This is a genomic window from Shewanella putrefaciens (assembly GCF_016406305.1).
In the GTDB taxonomy this organism is placed as follows: domain Bacteria; phylum Pseudomonadota; class Gammaproteobacteria; order Enterobacterales; family Shewanellaceae; genus Shewanella; species Shewanella putrefaciens_C.
Window position 1 is genome coordinate 2,338,429 of record NZ_CP066369.1, and the last position, 18,765, is coordinate 2,357,193.

An 18,765-nucleotide genomic window follows, 5' to 3' on the forward strand; every position below is an offset into this window, starting at 1 on the left:
TTTTATGATGATTTTTAGGCAGTTTGAATCTAACCGCGAACACGCGGGCTAGTTAATCCCAATATTCCATCAAGTTGGTAGATAAACACATCTCCCGCTTGTGGTTCTTGGCTCAATGCTAAAGGATCAATGGCGTGTTTGGCGCTGGTCACAATCAGTAAGTCTAGCTTTGGGCCGCCAAAGGCAATGCTGGTTGGATGCGTGACGGGTAATTTAAGGATAAGGTCAACTTCACCATCGGGGCGATAGCGCACAACTTGGCCACCGCCCCACTGCGCGTTCCAGAGATAACCGGCACAATCGACATCGGAGCCATCGGGGAACATATTATTGTTGGTGGTTGCAAATAGGCGTTTATGGCTTAACAGACCGCTTCGAATATCAAAATCATATTGATAAATTTGATGTTTAGGTGAATCAGCATGGTAAAGCGTTCGCCCATCTGGACTCCAACACAAGCCATTGGAGATTTCGAGATCGGTTAGACGCTGATGACAATCCCCCTTTTCGTCGATGCAATACAGGGCGGCACATTGCTGCTGATGATCGCGCCTTTCCACCATAGTGCCCGCCCAAAAGCGCCCTTGCCTATCGATACGACCATCATTGAAACGATTTCCCTCAATCTGAGACTCTGGCTGAGCCAGCCATTTAATCTTTTGATGTTCAATATCATAGTGTGCAATGCCTATATCGAAAGCGACGATAAGCATCATTGGATTTGCAGTAAGGCCGAAGGAACCGACACGGTGAGGCATGGGGAGGGTTTCGAGGGTATGGGTAGGTAAATGAAAACGATAAATGACGGAGGATAAAATGTCGGTCCACCAAATCAATTGGTGTAACTCATCCCATAACACGCCTTCACCAAGGCGGTTTCCCACAGGAATGGTCATCAACAACTCGCCGACCGTCACCGTTTGCATGATTGACTCAGAAACCCGCCCATTTATCCCAAAAGCCTTATTCTTAAACAACCTATGGGATGAAGCAAGGACAAAGTAAAAGATAAATGTATCGCAACTCAATTTGTGGCAACGGTACCAAAGGTCATGTTTTAAAAGCTATTTGGCGTCGATTCCGTCATCCTTTGGCGCAAAACGCTTGAGTATCGAGTGACAATTGGGCATCAGGCAATAAAAAAGCACCCGAATGGGTGCTTTTAGTATCGCCAGCTCATGCGGATTATTGATTAGACTCGCCAAATAAATCAGTTACATCTTGTTCAGTAATCGCTTCGTCGTAGAACTTGATTTCATCGATTGCGCCTTTGAAAGGCACATCCCACAAGTTCACGCCTACAGCAAACTTAGTCGTTGGCACAGAGAAGATATTCGGGAAGTTAGCCCCGGTAAACTTCAGCTCGCCGTTGAGATACACCTTCACATCACCGCCATTTACTGTGTACGCGAGGTGTGTCCACTGCGCTTTTGGCATCACAAAATCGGTTTTACCGTCGTACCAAGCCGTGCCTGACCATAACACAACGCGCTCATAATCATTTTGACCACCCGGTAACACGCTGGTCCAGCTGGAATCCGTCGCATAGCCAAACAGTGCCGTGGTGTATTTATTCAGTTGCTCTGGATTGAGCCACATAGATACTGAGTAGGTGTAGTCTTTGATAAGGTTATTTGGCAGCACAATACCAGAGGCACCATCAAAGACCGCCGCTTTACCTACCGCGCCATCGGCGTAGCTGATATTACCGCCGGCAATGCCAATCTTATCACCCACAACCGTACCCGCACCGAAGTTAGCCGTACTGTCGCTAAGATTGTCTTCAAAACTGTAGACCGCTACGGGTGATGGCGGCGCCTTAGACTTAACGGTTGCTGTAAAGACTTTCGTCTGTGTCGCTTGACCGAGTTTTAAGGTTGCCGTTAAGGTCACCACTTTATCTGTATCCTCACGGCCCGGCTGAGTGACTGTGCCACGGGTGTCGATAATCGTTGGCTCGGAAGAGGTCCACGAAATCGCCGAGGCATAGGGGCCCGTTATCGGCAGTTCGATATTATCACGCACCGCCGATAAGTCACCTAGATCAAGGATCGCGGTTGCCGAGGATAACAGTTCACTGTCGGGTAACTTATCGATATCCAGAGCTTTGACTTCTTCGGCACTTAATGCCGCCTCATACACTTTAAGCTCATCGATAAGACCGTTGTATGGCAGATCCCAGTAGTTCACGCCTAGACCGAAAACGCCCTCTGCACCGGTAAAATAGTTGCTCAGGTTACCGCTGCTGAATTTCTCTACCCCATTAATAAAGACTTTTACCAGCCCCTTATTAACCGAGAAAGCCAAGTGCGACCAAGTGTTTTCTGCAATACGTTCCCCTGTCACACCGTCAAACCAGGTTTCAATCACCGAACTGCCGCTGTTATCGATATTGTGACTCCAGAACATGGTATTGCCGTCCCAGCCCTGTGGCAGCAGGCTTACCCAAGTATTGGAAAACTTGCTACCATCTTCTGCGGTTTGCTCATTAGCCGCACCGAAGAATGCGGTGGTAAACCCAGTAATGACGGCCGGATTCGCCCAGAAAGACACAGTGTACTCATAACTTGAGATAATACCGGATGGCAGTAAAACCCCGTGGGCACCATCTAATGACAATGATTGTCCTTCAAAGCCTGTGGCGTAATCTATGGCATCTGCCGCTTTGAAGATACGATCGCCCGTCGGTTGACCTTCGGCAAAGAGTCCTAATGAATCCTTGAGGTTATTCTCGAAGCTGTACTGTGCAATACGGTTATAAGTCTTACGGGCAAATACGGTAATTTGGAAGGTTTTAGTCACCTTCTTGCCATTGACCACAATAGTCGCAGTTAAGGTCACGACCTTATCGCCCTCGCCCACATTGGGCCGAATAATGGTGCCATCGGCGCGGATCACTGACTCATCACTCGATTGCCACGCAATCGTCGCCCCACGGGTGCCTTCGGTCGGTAAGGCGATCATGCCTTCGGTGGCCTCGGTCGGTAGACTAATGCCATTTGCCGCTGCCGATAAAATCTCATCGGTGGTTTTATCGGTAAGCTTCACGCCCCAAATACTCAGCCCTTCATTGGAAATGGCACTAAAGGTGGGCATCAGTTTGTTTTGCTCAGGGTCCCACTGCCAAGCGAGCACGCCTTCGAATGTCCCCAAATCATCCAATGTTAAGGTGATTTGATTGTCATCACCTTGCTGGTACGTGCCGGTGACATCGCCAGACACACTGCCCTTATTAGTCCAAGTGCGTGATAACTTCACATGGACTGATTTATGTGCCGCGGTATTAATATCTTTAGCGTGATTAATAAATTGATAATCACCCGTCACATCGATTTCGTCGACAATATTAGCGCCGTTGATGCTGGCATAACGTTGCGGTGAGGCGACTAACCAACCATCGCTGTTAAGGAACATTTCATGCACACGCACGCTGTGACCTTCACCCATATCGGGGAAACGCGTATGGAATACCAAAAAGTATTTACCCGTTTGTGCATCATAAAAAGCTGAGTTATGGCCGGGTGACAGGTAGCCGTGATCATTACCAACATCGCCGGGATAAGCCACAAATTGGAAACCGCCCATCAGCTTGACGCCATAATCGGCAATATTGCCCGCGGCTGTCGCGCCAATCATATCGAGACCTGCGGCATCGACATAGGGGCCGTTGGGATTTTTAGAACGTGAGATACGGATGTTGTAACCGTCTTTTTGAGCAAAGCCACCAAAGGAGGTAAACATATAATAGTATTCAGATTCTGGGCTATAGATGACGTAGGAGCCTTCAATCGCACTGTAATTGCCCCCCATGATCTTAGTGCCATAGCCTTGATCCGCGAGCGGTTTGCCCGTCGCCGGATCTAACTGCATCACCCAGATCCCGCCAGAATAGGAACCATAGGTCATCCATAGGCCGCCATCTTTATCGTAAAACACGGCTGGATCTATGGCGTTCGGGTCAACAAAACCATTGTAGTTTTGGCCATTAGCGCCGGGGTTTTCTGCCCCAACATGCCCTGATTTTAAGATCAGCCCTTGGTTAACATAGGGGCCTAAAATATTGTCCGAAGTTGCGATCCCCAAATAAGAGCGCGATACGCAATCAACCTTATCTGGGCCACCACAAAAATCGTAATAGAAATGGTACTTACCGTCGGCAAGTTTTATCACATCCGGTGCCCATGAGCCGACAAACCCGCCCGTCCATGTCGTTCCTTCAGCAATTTCAGTGGCATAGGTGTTAAACAGCGTGCTTGTGGCAACACCATCCGAGGCCAGTTGAGTCCAGTTCATTAAATCCGTTGAACTGGCAACGGCAAGGTGGGAGCCGAAAACATAATAAGTGCCATCGGTATCTTTAATGATGGAAGGATCATGAACCACTGCATTTTTATAGCTCACCTCACCTGCGACTTTCGGGTCCGCGGATATCACTGGGGCGGGAGGTGTAAAGGTATTTGTGTCGTTAGCACTGTAGCTGCTGTCGTCCCCACCACAGGCGGCTAGTGCCATGATCAAGCTTGCTGACACGAATGAGCGTTTAAGCACCATGAGCGTCGTTCCTTTTATTGTTGTGTTTGATAGTTAGGGTAATCGTGTATCAATGTATTACTGCATTAATTTAAAAGTAATACAATACTACTGTAACACTAAAGTTACATTAACACGCTAGGCAAAGAAGTAAATATCTTGTGACGGAGATTTATGAGTTTTTACGTGAAGGTCAGCAAAAATGGGGGGATTAAAAACTTCAAACACAGTTGTAACTTCATTAACGACACAAAACAAATCTAAACAACCCACTGTTTTAAAAGTGAATAATACTGATTTATTTAACTTAAAACGCATTTTAAAGAAATGTGACACAACCTTTCCATAACGGCAAACAGTGAGTTGACATAACAATAGTCATACAATATGATTTTAACAGTTTTGATAAGTTATTAACTTCGTCTGCTGGAATGTTACCGGCATACCGAAGTGCAAAGTACGCTACAAAATTCTAAATTTTCAGGGACACAGTGGGGATGTCCGTGACTCTGAAGTGGAATAAAAAAAGACCGGGACGTCAGATGGTGTCTTAGGCTACCGGGTCAAATAATAAACTACCGGAGATTAACTAGATGTTTAAACAGACTTATTTGGCAAGTGCTATTTTGCTTGCTCTTGCCAGTCAAGCGACTTATGCGGCAGATGTTGAAGCCACACAAGAGCGTCAGGTAGAAGAGCCTGCTCAACAAACCGCGCCAAAACCGCAAAATAACAACGAAGAGATGGAGATCATTCAAGTTCAAGGGATCCGCGGCAGTTTAAATAAAGCAGTAGAACTTAAACGCCAAAATATCCAAGTGGTTGATGCCATCGTTGCCGAAGATATTGGTAAGTTTCCGGATAATAACCTGGTTGAAGCCCTGCAACGCGTCACTGGCGTTCAGGTGACGGACCGCGCCAGCGGTGAAACCAACACTGTCAGTATTCGTGGTTTAACGGATGTGACAACCACAGTCAACGGCCGTCAGATCTTCACCTCAACGGGCCGCTCTGTCGCGATTGCCGATATTCCCGCCGCCCTGTTAGGTAGCGTTGAAGTCTTTAAAACCCGTTCATCGGCGCAAGTGGGTAGTGGCATTGCAGGTCAAATTGATATTCGCACCCATAGACCCTTTGATTTTGAAGACAGTAAAGTTTCCGTTGCTGCAAAAGGCATTTATTCCGATCAGCCCGATACTATCGACCCTAACTTCAGTGCCCTAGCAAGTGATCGCTGGGATACTGGCATTGGTGAAGTCGGCGCCTTAGTTAACGTCTCCTATATTCGCACCAACTATAAAGACGAAACCGTGTCTCCCGGTGCTTCTTTCCCTTACTTTGTTGAAGATGGCACTCGCATCACTAGCGGTTGGAACGTTGGTTCTGCCCACGGTATTGATACCAGCGCAGGCGCCACCATAGATGGTAAAGAATATCTACTGGCTCGCGACGCGATGTTTGGTAATGTTCTCGAGGGCGAGCGTGAACGCCCTGCTTTTAATATTTCACTGCAGTGGGCTCCCAATGACACTTCAGAATATACCTTTGAAGCCTTCTACAATGGCTATCGCAATGAAAACTTTAACTCTATGTTGTTTAGCTTTGTCGATTCCTCTGCAAACTGGCAGCAAGTCATCGAGGATGGTATCGAAGTATACGATGGGACAAACGTCGTTAAATCACGTACTGCCTATAATGCCTACAACTTTACCAGTGGCGATTACACGAAAGCCAGTACTGATAGCTATGTGTTTGCCTTAGGGGGTAAATGGGATCTTACCGATGAGTTCCAATTAAAGTCTGAATTTGTTTACCAACAAAGCACCTATGAAAATGAATTTGCTGCAATGCGCGGCGATACAACGGCTTATGGTGTAGCGATTGATGCCAATGCTGACGATGGTATCCCAAGTTGGACTTATTTAGATAATCCAGATACCGCTCTGGATGAGTCTGATATGACTAATCCAGATCTATGGCAAACTGCTGATTTCTTTGATAATGGTAGTAAAGACGAAGGGGATTCCTTGTCTTGGACTATGGATGGCAGTCTGTATGTGGATTACGCTATTTTCACTAAATTGCAATTTGGGGCGCGCTATGAAAAACGCAGTGCGACTAACTTCAGCCGTGCTGTCAGCAGCGCGAAGAAGATTGCCTATGCGGATTTAGACCCTTCCATGTATATGGTGACATCGGGCTTCTTTGAAGGCCGCGCGAATGTGCCTGATGCGTGGGCGGTAATCAATGGCTATAACCTACACAAAAACCGCAGTCAGTATGAGGAACTCTGGGGCTTTGATGCCAGACAGCTACAACTCATGAAGACCTTTGATATTTCTGAACAAGCTTGGGCTGGTTACCTGATGGCCGACTTTGACACTGAAGTCTTCGGTAAGCGTTTAGATGGTCAAATGGGCGTTCGTTACGAAGGCACTAAAGCGGATATGGACTTCTTTGACAATGATGCCAAAGACGCTAATGACAATGTTTATACCGCCGTTAGCAGCGATACCACAGATACGTCCAAACTGTTGCCGAGTTTGGTGATGCGGTACTGGCTAACCGATGATTTAGTCGCTCGCTTTGCCTATACCGAGACTATTCGTCAACCCGCCTTTGCTGATTTGAACTCTTTTACCTATTACGTACCAGACTTATCTAATACGAATTATGGTTCAGCCAGTGGCGGTAACCCTGATTTAGAACCTGTAACCTCGAAAAACTACGACCTAACCCTAGAATATTATTTTGGTAATGGTAATTCGATTTACGGTACCTACTTCCGCCGCGATATCGAAGGACTGGTATATAACTCTCTATCGACCACGCTCTATGACTATGATGGTGATGGGGTTGAAGAAGCCTACATTCTTAACCGCCCCGGTAACACCTCAAACGGTAAGTTGACTGGGGTTGAGTTAGGTGCAGTCTACTTCCCTGATGGTTTGCCAAGCCTGTTAGACGGTTTAGGCACACAGTTAAGTGCGACTCTGCTAGATTCATCTCAGGATATTCCTGAATATGATTCAGACACGGGAGAGCAAATTGGTGTGACAACCCGCGATATGTTTGGGGTGTCCGATGAGTCCTACAGCGCAGTGTTAATTTACGATAAAGAGGTTTTCAGCGCGCGTATGTCTTATACATGGCGTAGCGAGTTCTTAAACTCCTATGATGCGCCTAACTTTGCAATGCCTCGCGGTATTTATCGTAAACCCGAGCAGTCATTGGACTTCCAGTTAAGCTATAACATCACGGATGACTTAGTATTGAGCTTCGATGCGACCAATCTACTGGATGATGTGTATCAGGAATACTACGAAGACTCAGTACTCTTTAACCGTACCAACAGTATTTACACTCGAACCTTTGCACTGGGTGTGCGTTACTCGTTCTAATCAAGCACATCCTTTGTTTAAACCCAAAAAGCTAATCCTAGGATTAGCTTTTTTACTTTTTTAATAAAATCAGTATATTGTTTTTTTCTTGATTATTTTTACGATAGACACAAAAAAGATTAACCCTTTTTAAAGTGACATCCGTTTATAGGAATAGAAACGCGATAATGGGCTGGATTGGCTAGCCCATTGACGAATGATTGGATCGACAAGGAGAACATATGAAACTGACTCATTTATTGGCCGCTGCGGCCCTGCCCTTAACCTTTGCCCTATTGTCTTTTAATGCTACCTCCGTGAGCCCACCACACCCTACAGGATTAAATGCGCCGATGATCAGTGTTGCCAGCTTCAACTCAGCGAACTATGTTCCACAGGAAGTCACTAAAATGTTCCCCGCGCCTAAGCAAGGAATGGTTCAACATATTTTAACTTTACCCACCCTAGAGAACGAGGACGATTATCTCGTTGAAATTCAAATTGGTCAGACTCAGTTAGTTGACTGCAATAAGCATGGACTAAGCGGTGAATTAAAAGAGTTGACCGTAACAGGTTGGGGATATAGCTACTACCAAGTCGATACGGTTTCCCAAGGGCCCAGCACTATGATGGCATGCTTTGAAATGGCGAAGAAGGAAGCCTTTGTGCGGATCCCGGGTGAGCTGAAAATGCGCTACGACAGCCGTTTACCTAAAGTTTTTTACCTGCCAGAAGGCACAGAATTGCGTTTTAGAACCTGGAAAGTGGATTCAACCTACCAGTATGCTAAATAAGCTGCTGACGGTTTAGGCTGAGATCAAATACCCTTCGGATCGCCACTGATATTAGACAGCAACGATCCGAAGGGCATCAATTAAAATCTTTTAATTCTAACCACTTGCATAATTTCGATTTCGAAACCCGCCACCATTTCAGTGTCAGGATAATACACTAGACTCACCTTTTGCCCCTGTAAATCCTTGTACTTTTTTACCCGTCGAAACTTAAAGGGCACATCACAATCATCCACCATGATGGTATGTTGTATCCACTCACCCTTCTCTCTCTGGGTGTGGGAAAGTACGGTTACGCCTTCCGAATGAACTAATCGCTCATGCTTGGCGAGCATCTTTTTTACAGCCTTATTCATGTTCGATCCTTTGCTATCTTAGCGCGTCACCAGCGACGACACTTTCTGTTTTATCTCCGCATATCTTAATTTTTCACAACGACCAAAGCCCTCGAGTTTACGGAGCTGTAATCGACTAAACAGGGGAACGACCATTCCCGCAAGGAAACGGCATTGGGTATCAAGGGACACAGGTGCCCCGCCTTTCGCTTGTACTTGATGCTGTAACTTTTGAAGATCCGCGAGTATCTGGCTTTCCTTTGGCCAAACGGGCTCAGTCGAAAAAGCCAACTTCGCCACCTGCCCACGACACACACTGCAATGGCCACAGTGCTTAGGTGCTGCAATATCGTCAAAATAGCGTGATAAATTGTAGCTGAGACACGTCTCTAACTCGAAAAAGCGTACTAATTGAGCAATTCGTTGAATTTCTTTGTGTTCCTTTTCAACGAAATACCCATAAAGTGTATCCACTAACGAGAGATCCCCTAAGGCAATCTCATTAACCTGATACACATCCGTAATACGCTTAGTTTCAAGCTCAATCAGTTGCTGATCCGCGAGGTATTCTAGCGCCGCTAAAACGCGACCGCGCTCGCTACCTGTAGCCTCATAAAGCGCATTAAAATCTAATATGCCCCAGATCCGCTTCATTTGTGTATAGGTAAAAATCTGTGACAAGAATGCCTGTCGCTCGGGATTAAACCTTGGCAAAATTTCCGATGGCTCGACAATGAAGCGATAGCTAACATCGGCATAGTAGGCATAAAGTGGTTTTATCACGCCATAGATTTCAAGCTGAACTAACAGGGTTTTAAGCGGTAACTGGCGAATATTGCTCGTATTGGACAAGGTATTTAATTGCAGCTCCCAGCGTGCATCATTCTGTTCTTGCTTAATATTTTCAATCAGATATTCAATGGAACCACGTTCAGGTGTATCACCATAAACAAAGTTTTCCACCGTGTTCATCCCATCAAGATTGGCCAAAGTCACACAATGGGACGGTAAACCATCACGACCCGCGCGGCCAATTTCTTGACTGTAATTCTCAATAGATTTAGGTAAGTCATAGTGGATAACAAAGCGGATATTGCTTTTATCAATCCCCATGCCGAAGGCAATTGTCGCGACGACGACCTGAATGCGATCCTGCATAAAATCGTTTTGGATCTGTTGGCGCTTAATATCCTCAAACCCGGCATGGTATGCACTGGCAACAATCCCTCTACTGCACAGCGTCTTTGCCACCTCTTCGGCGGTAGATTGCAAGGTGACATAAACAATCCCGGCACCGGAAAAACGGCTAATCTCCTGGTGAAGCCGTGTGACCTTATCTTGGCTGGTGACTGGCAGCACGTTCAAATCAAGATTGGCGCGGTAAAACCCCGTTTGCACTATGTGCTCGGGCGCAATATCAAACCGCATCGCCATATCTAATTTGACTTTTCGAGTGGCCGTGGCGGTTAACAGCAAGACTAAGGGGATATTTAGTTCTCGGCGATAATCGGGCAACTTTAGGTAATCTGGCCGAAAATTATGCCCCCATTCTGAAATACAGTGCGCTTCGTCGACGACCAACATTGAAATGGCGACCGACTGGATAAACTGTCGAAAGCGTTCATTTTTAAAGCGCTCAACGGACACCATTAAAATTTTTAAGCGGCCAGCTCGCGCGTCCATCATCACCTGTTTGCTCTGCTCGGCATTCAAGGTGGAGTCAATACTGGCCGCAGCTATACCCTTGGCCCGTAAAAACTCGAGTTGATCTTTCATCAATGCCAGTAACGGAGAGATAACTAATGTGAGCTGGGGCAACTGTAGTGCAGTAAATTGATAACAAAGGGATTTCCCTGAACCTGTCGGAAAAATTGCCAAGCTAGAGTGCCCCGCCAACAACTGAGAAATGGTTTCTAGTTGTCCACCACGGAATGCCGTAAAACCAAATTGCTGCTGCAATAATGGCGCATAGTGAGCGCCATCAGCACTGAGTGCCTGAAGTGTTTGGGGGGAATGAACCATGGACTACCCTTTGCTCTATTGGGGCTTAATCACTAAGGAGCCTACGCCCCGATAAAGCCTGCAACGAGCTAACATTGAAATCTGTGGGCTAGTTTACCAAATTCTGCTCGACTTTACGGGCTTAATTGCCCCTATGACTGATGACGAATCCCTAAACCGCTGATATCGATCATGTTTCAGTCAATACTCAGACCATGAACCTCTTGAAAAACATTAAGCATAATTCAATAAAATCAACCTATTAAACTTACAACAAGGTAACTCACGGCTCACTAAGATAAATGTTCTACTTTCTTGCAAGGTACAGATTAATGAGCGAGGTTAACTTATCTTGAAAACGCTCTTCAAATGCGTCTATATCCCGGCCGATTAAGGCAAAATACTGGGTCGACTGTGCATGTGAGAGTAATTTATTTGCCACGCTGTACTGCATTTCCTCTAGGGTTTTATCGTACCTTGGCGTTAGGATCCAAGTGCCCACATCCACATCAAAATGCTGCATTGCCCTTTGCGCCAAGGCACAAAAAGCCTCTATATGGTCACGGCCGTCGGGTCCAAGACAACCGGGTTCCACTCGGCATAATACGGCAATTTTCCTCTCAACCGACATGATCTCTCCCTAAAATAATGGCATTGCAAATGGCACAGCAAGCCGCCTATTAAGCGGCGTTCTAAAGAGTTTACGTGACCGAGAAAATAAGTCACGTTGAACCTTAATCTTAGTGAAATTTAAGATTATTTTTCGCCGTTTGCATCGTTAACATAAAAGAAATTTAGCCCAATTTTGTCGCTTTATTGTCATATGAATTCACCTTTACTGTCATATTGCTATGACAGGCTATGGCTCGATATTTAATTCTATCCTTCAACTGGAGTGCAATATGAGCAAGGCCACCTTTGATCCTACACTTTATAATAAAAGCAATAATGAACCCTTTAACCAAGTGTTGGATAAACATTTATCCCGTCGTAACTTTGTAAAAGGCGGACTCGGTATTAGCGCCATGACCGCCTTTGCAGGTATAGGTTTAGTGGGCTGTGGTTCTGATAATTCTTCAACGCCCAAGCCTGTCGATCCTGTTGTGCCAGTCCCACCCACTAAAAGCAGTGCAAAACTGAATTTCACTTCAGTTGCAGGCTCTCGCTTAGATGCAGTGGTTGTGCCTGAAGGCTATACCGCACAGGTTCTTGCCCCTTGGGGAACACCATTAAATTCAAAAGCTGCCCCTTGGAAAAGTGATGGCACTAATACCGCCGATGACCAAGCAAACTCTGTTGGTATGCACCACGATGGCATGCATTTCTTCCCCCTAGATGACGCAGGTAATGACGGCTTATTGTGCATTAACCATGAATATATCGATGAAATTGCCCTGCATCCTATGGGTCAAACATTTGACCCAACTTCTGGTCTACGCACTATTGTCGATGAAGTGCGAAAAGAAATTAATGCCCACGGCGTGACTGTGGTACGCATCAAACTGGTCAATTCTCAGTGGGAAGTGGTTGCAAATGATGCCCATAACCGCCGCTTTACCGGTGCGACAGTAATGGATATGGCAGGCCCTCTGGCCTATTCTCCGCTACTTGAAACCCGCTATTCACCCGATGGCAGTCAAGCCCGTGGCACACTCAATAACTGTGGCAATGGCTATACCCCTTGGGGCACATATCTAACCTGCGAAGAAAACTGGCCGGGTTACTTTGCTAATCGTGGCACCTTAACTGCCGAACAAGCGCGCATCGGGATCAGCAAAACCAGCACTCGCTACGGCTGGGATGATCTTGCAGGCCACGATGAAGAACGTCTCGATGAATTTGCCCGTTTTGATGTGACACCAAAGGGTGCTAGTGCCCAGGACGATTACCGCAACGAAGCGAATGGTCACGGCTATATCGTTGAAATCGATCCCTATAACCCAAGCTCGCGTGCCATCAAACGTACCGCACTCGGTCGCTTCCGCCACGAAGGTTGTACCTTTGGTAAATTGGTCGAAGGTAAACCCGTAGTGTTTTACTCTGGCCACGATTCTCAGTTCGAATACTTATATAAATTTGTTTCGAATGCGGTTTGGGATGCAAAAGATGCCACCAGCAGCAACCATTTACAAATGGGCGATAAGTACATGAATGAAGGGACGCTATATGTCGCTAAATTCAATGAGAATGGCGGCGGTGTCTGGTTACCTTTAACCTTAGATAGCCAAACTACAGACGGCAAAACTTTAAGCAATAGCTTCGCCACCTTAGCCGACATTATTCTAAACACTGCGGGTGCTGCGGATTTAGTGGGCGCGACACCTATGGATCGCCCTGAGTGGTGCGCGGTCGATCCTTTCACTGGCTCTGTCTATTTGACGTTAACCAACAACTCAAAACGTAGCGAAGCAAATCCTGCAAACCCAAGACTTAAAAACTACTTTGGCCATATTATCCGTTGGGATGAAGGCGATAAAGACACTGAATTTACATGGGATATCTTCGTCTTTGGCTCACCCAGTGATGGCAATGCCGAGACTAACCTTTCGGGCTTAACGGATTTAAACCAATTTGCGAGCCCAGATGGTTTAGCCTTCGATAAGCGCGGTATTTTATGGGTACAAACCGATAATGGCGCGAAGGAAGTCACTGAAAAGACTAACGATCAAATGCTAGCGATTGTCCCTTCGACACTCCTCGATAGTGCTAATAAGCAGGCCAGTGTTACAAGCGAAAACCAAATGGAATTAAAGCGTTTCTTCGTTGGCCCCAACGACTGTGAAGTGACAGGTTTCGCGATTAGCCCAGATTACACTTCTGTATTTGCTAACATTCAGCATCCAGGTAACTGGCCTTATTCGTCCAATGCGGCGCAAGCAACGCCAGCGGGCACAAGCTTACGCCCCCGCGCTGCAACCGTTGTGATTCGTAAGCTAGATGGCAAAGAAGTCGCCGTATAAAGGACGTAAGGGACAAACGCATCTTTGATCAGTGTGATTGTCCCAAGTCACCACCAAGTCACCAATGGAATGGAATGAAATAAAAATCCCCGTTAACGGGGATTTTTTATTGTCATCTGTGCGTGGCCAAATGGGTCAGATCTGCCCTCCTCCAAGTGCCCGGTATAAGGCTACTTTTGCTAATTGTTTATCCCGCAAAATTTCACTATAGGCTAATTGCGCACTAAACAATTGCCGCTGTGCATCCATTAAGTCTAAGGATGTCGCAACACCATTTTGATACCTCAATCTTGCAAGCCGAGCATATTCCTTTGAAGATGCGACTAATTCTTGCTGTGCACCACTCGCAAGCTCGGCACGTTTCAGATTATTTAAGGCATCATTGACATCAAAATACGCATTTAATACCACATGGCGATAATTCAGCATGGCTTGCTTAGAGGTCTCGGAGGCGATATCAAACTGGGCGGAGATTTTACCACTGTTAAAAATGGGCGCCGTAATGCCACCGAGCAATGACCAAGTCACACCATTGGCGTCAAAAATATCCGTTAGATGGTCATTTTCGCGGCCGTACACACCCGAAATAACAAACTTGGGGAAAAATGCAGCCTTAGCGACCCCTACATGGGCATTCGCAGCGATCATAGCTTGCTCGGCAATTTTGACATCGGGCCGCATGCTTAATAGCTGCGATGGGACGCCCGCACTGAGCTCGTCGGGTAAGCCTTTTACTTCCGGCATATTTTGGCGTTCTGGCAGGGGGAAGTCATACTCACCAAGCAAAATATAGAGCTGATTGACTTTAAATTGGCGCTCATAATTCAACGTTGGCAAAGTCACTTTCGCGCTCTGCAATTCCACTTCCGCCTGGCGTACATCTAACCCTGAAATCATCCCATTTGCATGGCGTAATTGGGCTATCTTAAGTTCTTTTTGCCTTAGTGTGACTGTTTCACTCGAGACTCGATAACGCTGCTCCACATCCAGCCATTCATAGTAGCGATTAGCGATATCACTGATAAGACTCACATAGGTTAAGCGAAGCGATTCCACCTCGGATAAGTACATAGCCTCGGTTGCCTCACTCGTGCGGCGATTGGCGCCCCATAGGTCTACTTCCCAGGAGACTGTCCCCTGCAGATCTAAGGTTGTTTCTGGGCTAGGTGAAGTATTAGTGGCTGCGCTATCGAGCGTGCGTTCAAACCCCGCCGATATTGCAACATCCGGCCAGAGAGCACTGTCGGATACTGTTATCTTTGAACGGGCCGCGATGAGACGGGACTGGGCAATTTGCAGATTTAAATTGTTTGCTAATGCGTGTTCAATCAACTGTAAAAGCGCGGGATCTTGATAAAAACTGCGCCAGGATAACGCAGCGATAGCGTTTGGGTCGCTAAGATCCTCATTAGCTGTGCCTTGCACTGAGTATTGTTCGGGTAAATTCAGCTCTGGCCGTTCGTAATCGGGCCCAAGGGAACAGGCTCCAACACTGAGCGCAGCGACAAGCCCTAAGAAAATGGGATTACGTTGAAATCGCCCCATTGAAATCCTGTTTGGTCCCACCATAGGGGAAGCATACGGGTTATTAGCCACGGCTCACCTCCTCGGCGGTATCATGATCTAAAAGCAGTACCTCTTTAGTATCAATAGGCTGCCTTGCTGATTTCTTTTTCACCCAGCCCGCTGTGGTGACAAAAAATAACGGAACAAACACAATCCCTATGGTCGTCGCCAATACCATGCCCCCTAAAATAGGCAGTGAAATAGATTGCCGGCTCACGGCCCCAGGACCCGCGGATAAAACCAAAGGCAATACGCCAAGGATAAAGGCCATTGATGTCATAAGTATCGGTCTAAAGCGCATCGTTGCCGCCTCTAGGGCCGCCTCCAAGCAGGATTTGCCCTGTTGGTGCAACTGATTGGCAAACTCCACAATCAAAATAGCATTCTTCGCCGCCATACCAATAAGTGCGATAAAAGCCACTTGGAAGAATAAATTACTCTCCATGCCGCTGATTAAGGTCGTGATGGCCGCACCTAATAGTGCAATCGGTGCAATAAGCAGTACCGCCACAGGTATGCTCCAGCTTTCATACAGAGCCGCTAAAAATAGGAACACAAATAGCAAGGCTAGACCAATCGCCACGCCCGTTTGATTGGCCGATTGCACCTCTTGGTAGGTAATGCCAGTCCACTCGTATTTAAATTCATCGGGCAATATCGGTTTTGCAACCCGCGCTATCGCCTCGATAACATCCCCGGTGGCATAGCCTGCGGCGGGCGTGACATTAATGGAAGCACTGGAAAATAAGTTGTAATGGGTCACAGAGGCGGGGCCGACAGTGTACTCATATTTCGCTAACACCCCAATCGGCACCATAGCGCCGTTTGATGAGCGCACATAATAGTCTTTAATTTGGTGCGGAAATTGTCGATAGCTTTCTTCTGCTTGAATTTTAACCCTATAGACTCGGCCAAACAGATTAAAATCATTGACTGTCGATGAGTCAGTTAATGTTTTGATTGTACTGTAAATATCACCAACATTAACCCCGATAGCCATGGCTTTGGCTTCATCCACTGACAAATGCAACTGGGGAATCGCACTTTGCAAAGACACACTGGCACTGGCGACTTCGGGTTGGAGCTTTAAGATTTCGACTAACTCATTGGCGGTTTCAACCAAGCCTTGAAAGTGAGTACCAGAGGTATCCTGCAGTTGCATTTCAACACCAGAACCGCTCCCTAGCCCCGGCACAGCTGAGGGTAAATACAGGTTAAATTCGGCCTCTAAAACTTGCTCTAAATCCTTATCAATAGCTTCCATCACAGCTTTAACCGTGGCATTGGTCGCTTCACGGTCAGCCCAAGGTTTAAGTATGACTTCAAATTGCCCATTGGCCTGATTGGCGCCCGAGCGGCGATTTTCACCCGCGAGGGTAAAGGAGTAAGCAACGGAGGGATGGGCACGTACATATTGCTCGGCCTTCTTCAATACCGTTTCAGTACGATTAACCGTTGAACCATCGGGTAAGGTCATATCGATAAAGAACCGCCCTTGGTCTTCATCGGGCATAAAACTGCTCGGGATATGCGACATAATCAGATACACCCCGCCCAACATGATCACAAAGGCAAGATAACTACGTTTAGCGTGCTTATTGGTCAAGGCCACAAGGGCGACATAACGGCTGGTACTCATATCCAATTTGGTATTCAGCCAGTAAAAAAAGCCCTTCTGCGGGGATTTACCCGGCTTGAGCAATAAGGCGCACAATGCAGGGCTCAAAGTTAAGGCAACCACGGTTGAAATTAACACTGCGACCGTAATCGCGACCGCAAATTCACGGTACATAATCCCAGTGATCCCCGCTAAAAATGACACGGGCACAAATACGGCGCAAAGCACTAAACTGGTCGCGACTAGGGCTCCTGAAAGCTCTTTCATCGCCCCGCGTGTCGCATCGACGGCGGACATCCCCTTCTCGTGGATCAGCCGCTCTACGTTCTCCACCACCACAATAGCATCATCAACCACAATCCCAATGGCGAGCACTAATGCCAGTAAACTCACAGTATTAATCGTAAATCCAAAGGCAAGCATCGCGGCCAAGGTACCAATGAGTGACACGGGGACGGCGATCGCGGGGATCAAAGTGGCGCGGGCATTTTGTAAGAATAAATACACGACAAAGACCACCAGCACTAAGGCCTCTATCAAGGTGTGGATCACTTCATCGATGGACTCTTGGATAAAAATCGAAGCATCGTAAAACACTTGCCATTTCATCCCCTGGGGAAACTTTTGCGCCAGCTCTGCCATGGTCTGTTTGACCTTTTGCGTCACTTCGAGGGCATTGGCCCCCGGCAACAAATATACCTGCAGGATAGTGGCATTTTGCCCGTTGAGTTGGGATTGTAGGGTGTAGGCAGAGGAACCTAATTCGACCCCAGCAATATCCCGCAGGCGAATAAGCGAACCATCGGGGTTAGCGCGCACAATGATTTCATTAAACGCTTGGACTGAACTCAATCGCCCCGCAACGCTAATAGGCAGGGTCAGACTAATATCATCACTATTAGGTTGAGCCCCAATGGTGCCCGCTGGCGATTCCTTATTCTGTGCTTTAATCGCATTAATCACATCTGTGGTGGTTAAGCTGTAGCCTGCCATGGCATCGGGTTTAAGCCAGATCCGCATGGAGTAACTTCGTGATCCGGTATTTCGAGTGCGCCCAACGCCGGGGATGCGCCTAAGGGCCGATTCAATATTGATAGTGGCATAGTTGCTTAGGTAAATTTCATCGAAACGCTCATCATCTGAGGTCAAGGCGAGCTTTAATAATTCAACTGACGCATCTTTAGAGACTGTCACGCCTTCGGTTTGCACATCTATCGGTAAACCGCCAGCAGCCTGCTGGGCTGAATTTTGTACATCGACGGCCGCTAAATCCGCATTTGTTCCCACATCAAAGGTGATAGTCACACTCGTGCTACCTGAGTTGGTACTCTTTGAACTCATGTAGATCATATTGGGTACGCCATTGACTTCTTGTTCCAGTGGCGTTGCAACAGACTCGGCGGCTGTGGTCGAACTGGCACCCGGGTAGGAAGCCGAAATCGTGACTTGGGGTGGCGTGATATAGGGATATTGATCGACGGGTAACTTGAACATGGCAATGGCACCTAGCAGCACAATAACGATCGAAATCACGCTGGCAAAAATGGGCCGATTGATAAAAAACTGCGCCATTACTGTTGC

At 46.9% G+C, this 18,765-nt stretch carries 10 protein-coding genes; 3 read left to right on the forward strand and 7 right to left on the reverse strand.

Annotated elements, in window-relative coordinates:
- Positions 1 to 29: 29 nt before the first annotated feature.
- Positions 30 to 926: an SMP-30/gluconolactonase/LRE family protein gene (locus tag JFT56_RS10240; protein ID WP_198780013.1), complete on the reverse strand. Its 897-nt coding sequence runs from the start codon at positions 924 to 926 to the stop codon at positions 30 to 32.
- 259 nt (positions 927 to 1,185) lie between these two features.
- Positions 1,186 to 4,551 carry a LamG-like jellyroll fold domain-containing protein gene (locus tag JFT56_RS10245; RefSeq protein WP_198780014.1) on the reverse strand — a complete coding sequence of 1,122 codons (3,366 nt, stop codon included), beginning with the start codon at positions 4,549 to 4,551 and terminating at the stop codon, positions 1,186 to 1,188.
- A gap of 572 nt (positions 4,552 to 5,123) precedes the next feature.
- Here JFT56_RS10245 and JFT56_RS10250 point away from each other — a divergent pair.
- Complete coding sequence (locus JFT56_RS10250; RefSeq protein WP_198780015.1) at positions 5,124 to 7,931, forward strand: TonB-dependent receptor; 2,808 nt, start codon at positions 5,124 to 5,126, stop codon at positions 7,929 to 7,931.
- 221 nt (positions 7,932 to 8,152) lie between these two features.
- Complete coding sequence (gene eco, locus JFT56_RS10255; RefSeq protein ID WP_198780016.1) at positions 8,153 to 8,704, forward strand: serine protease inhibitor ecotin; 552 nt, start codon at positions 8,153 to 8,155, stop codon at positions 8,702 to 8,704.
- Positions 8,705 to 8,784: 80 nt separating this feature from the next.
- On the opposite strand, the gene JFT56_RS10260 is transcribed toward eco, so the two are convergent.
- The 3 genes from JFT56_RS10260 to JFT56_RS10270 form a co-directional block, all read right to left on the reverse strand.
- Complete coding sequence (locus JFT56_RS10260) at positions 8,785 to 9,060, reverse strand: hypothetical protein (protein ID WP_198780017.1); 276 nt, start codon at positions 9,058 to 9,060, stop codon at positions 8,785 to 8,787.
- An 18-nt stretch (positions 9,061 to 9,078) separates the two neighbouring features.
- Entirely contained in the window at positions 9,079 to 11,061 is a 1,983-nt protein-coding gene (locus tag JFT56_RS10265; protein WP_198780018.1) for a RecQ family ATP-dependent DNA helicase, read from the reverse strand.
- 286 nt (positions 11,062 to 11,347) lie between these two features.
- Positions 11,348 to 11,671, reverse strand: coding sequence for a hypothetical protein (locus tag JFT56_RS10270; protein ID WP_198780019.1), 324 nt, complete (start codon positions 11,669 to 11,671; stop codon positions 11,348 to 11,350).
- A gap of 271 nt (positions 11,672 to 11,942) precedes the next feature.
- Between JFT56_RS10270 and JFT56_RS10275 the strand changes: the two genes are divergently transcribed.
- Positions 11,943 to 14,000 (forward strand): PhoX family protein, encoded by a 2,058-nt coding sequence (locus tag JFT56_RS10275; protein WP_198780020.1) that lies wholly within the window; start codon positions 11,943 to 11,945, stop codon positions 13,998 to 14,000.
- A 135-nt stretch (positions 14,001 to 14,135) separates the two neighbouring features.
- Here the strand turns inward: JFT56_RS10275 and JFT56_RS10280 are convergent, their stop codons facing one another.
- Together JFT56_RS10280 and JFT56_RS10285 are read right to left on the reverse strand one after the other, a co-directional pair.
- Positions 14,136 to 15,545: an efflux transporter outer membrane subunit gene (locus JFT56_RS10280; RefSeq protein ID WP_198783547.1), complete on the reverse strand. Its 1,410-nt coding sequence runs from the start codon at positions 15,543 to 15,545 to the stop codon at positions 14,136 to 14,138.
- Between the two features lie 43 nt (positions 15,546 to 15,588).
- Positions 15,589 to 18,756 carry an efflux RND transporter permease subunit gene (locus tag JFT56_RS10285; RefSeq protein ID WP_198780021.1) on the reverse strand — a complete coding sequence of 1,056 codons (3,168 nt, stop codon included), beginning with the start codon at positions 18,754 to 18,756 and terminating at the stop codon, positions 15,589 to 15,591.
- Positions 18,757 to 18,765 lie beyond the last annotated feature (9 nt).

Excerpts from the sequence above, each read along its gene's own strand:
- JFT56_RS10280 (WP_198783547.1), bottom strand. The coding sequence starts at position 15,545 with ATGGGGCGATTTCAACGTAATCCCATTTTCTTAGGGCTTGTCGCTGCG.
- JFT56_RS10285 (WP_198780021.1), bottom strand. The coding sequence starts at position 18,756 with ATGGCGCAGTTTTTTATCAATCGGCCCATTTTTGCCAGCGTGATTTCG.
- JFT56_RS10260 (WP_198780017.1), bottom strand. The coding sequence starts at position 9,060 with ATGAATAAGGCTGTAAAAAAGATGCTCGCCAAGCATGAGCGATTAGTT.
- JFT56_RS10250 (WP_198780015.1), top strand. The coding sequence starts at position 5,124 with ATGTTTAAACAGACTTATTTGGCAAGTGCTATTTTGCTTGCTCTTGCC.
- eco (WP_198780016.1), top strand. The coding sequence starts at position 8,153 with ATGAAACTGACTCATTTATTGGCCGCTGCGGCCCTGCCCTTAACCTTT.
- JFT56_RS10265 (WP_198780018.1), bottom strand. The coding sequence starts at position 11,061 with ATGGTTCATTCCCCCCAAACACTTCAGGCACTCAGTGCTGATGGCGCT.
- JFT56_RS10240 (WP_198780013.1), bottom strand. The coding sequence starts at position 926 with ATGCAAACGGTGACGGTCGGCGAGTTGTTGATGACCATTCCTGTGGGA.
- JFT56_RS10270 (WP_198780019.1), bottom strand. The coding sequence starts at position 11,671 with ATGTCGGTTGAGAGGAAAATTGCCGTATTATGCCGAGTGGAACCCGGT.
- JFT56_RS10245 (WP_198780014.1), bottom strand. The coding sequence starts at position 4,551 with ATGGTGCTTAAACGCTCATTCGTGTCAGCAAGCTTGATCATGGCACTA.
- JFT56_RS10275 (WP_198780020.1), top strand. The coding sequence starts at position 11,943 with ATGAGCAAGGCCACCTTTGATCCTACACTTTATAATAAAAGCAATAAT.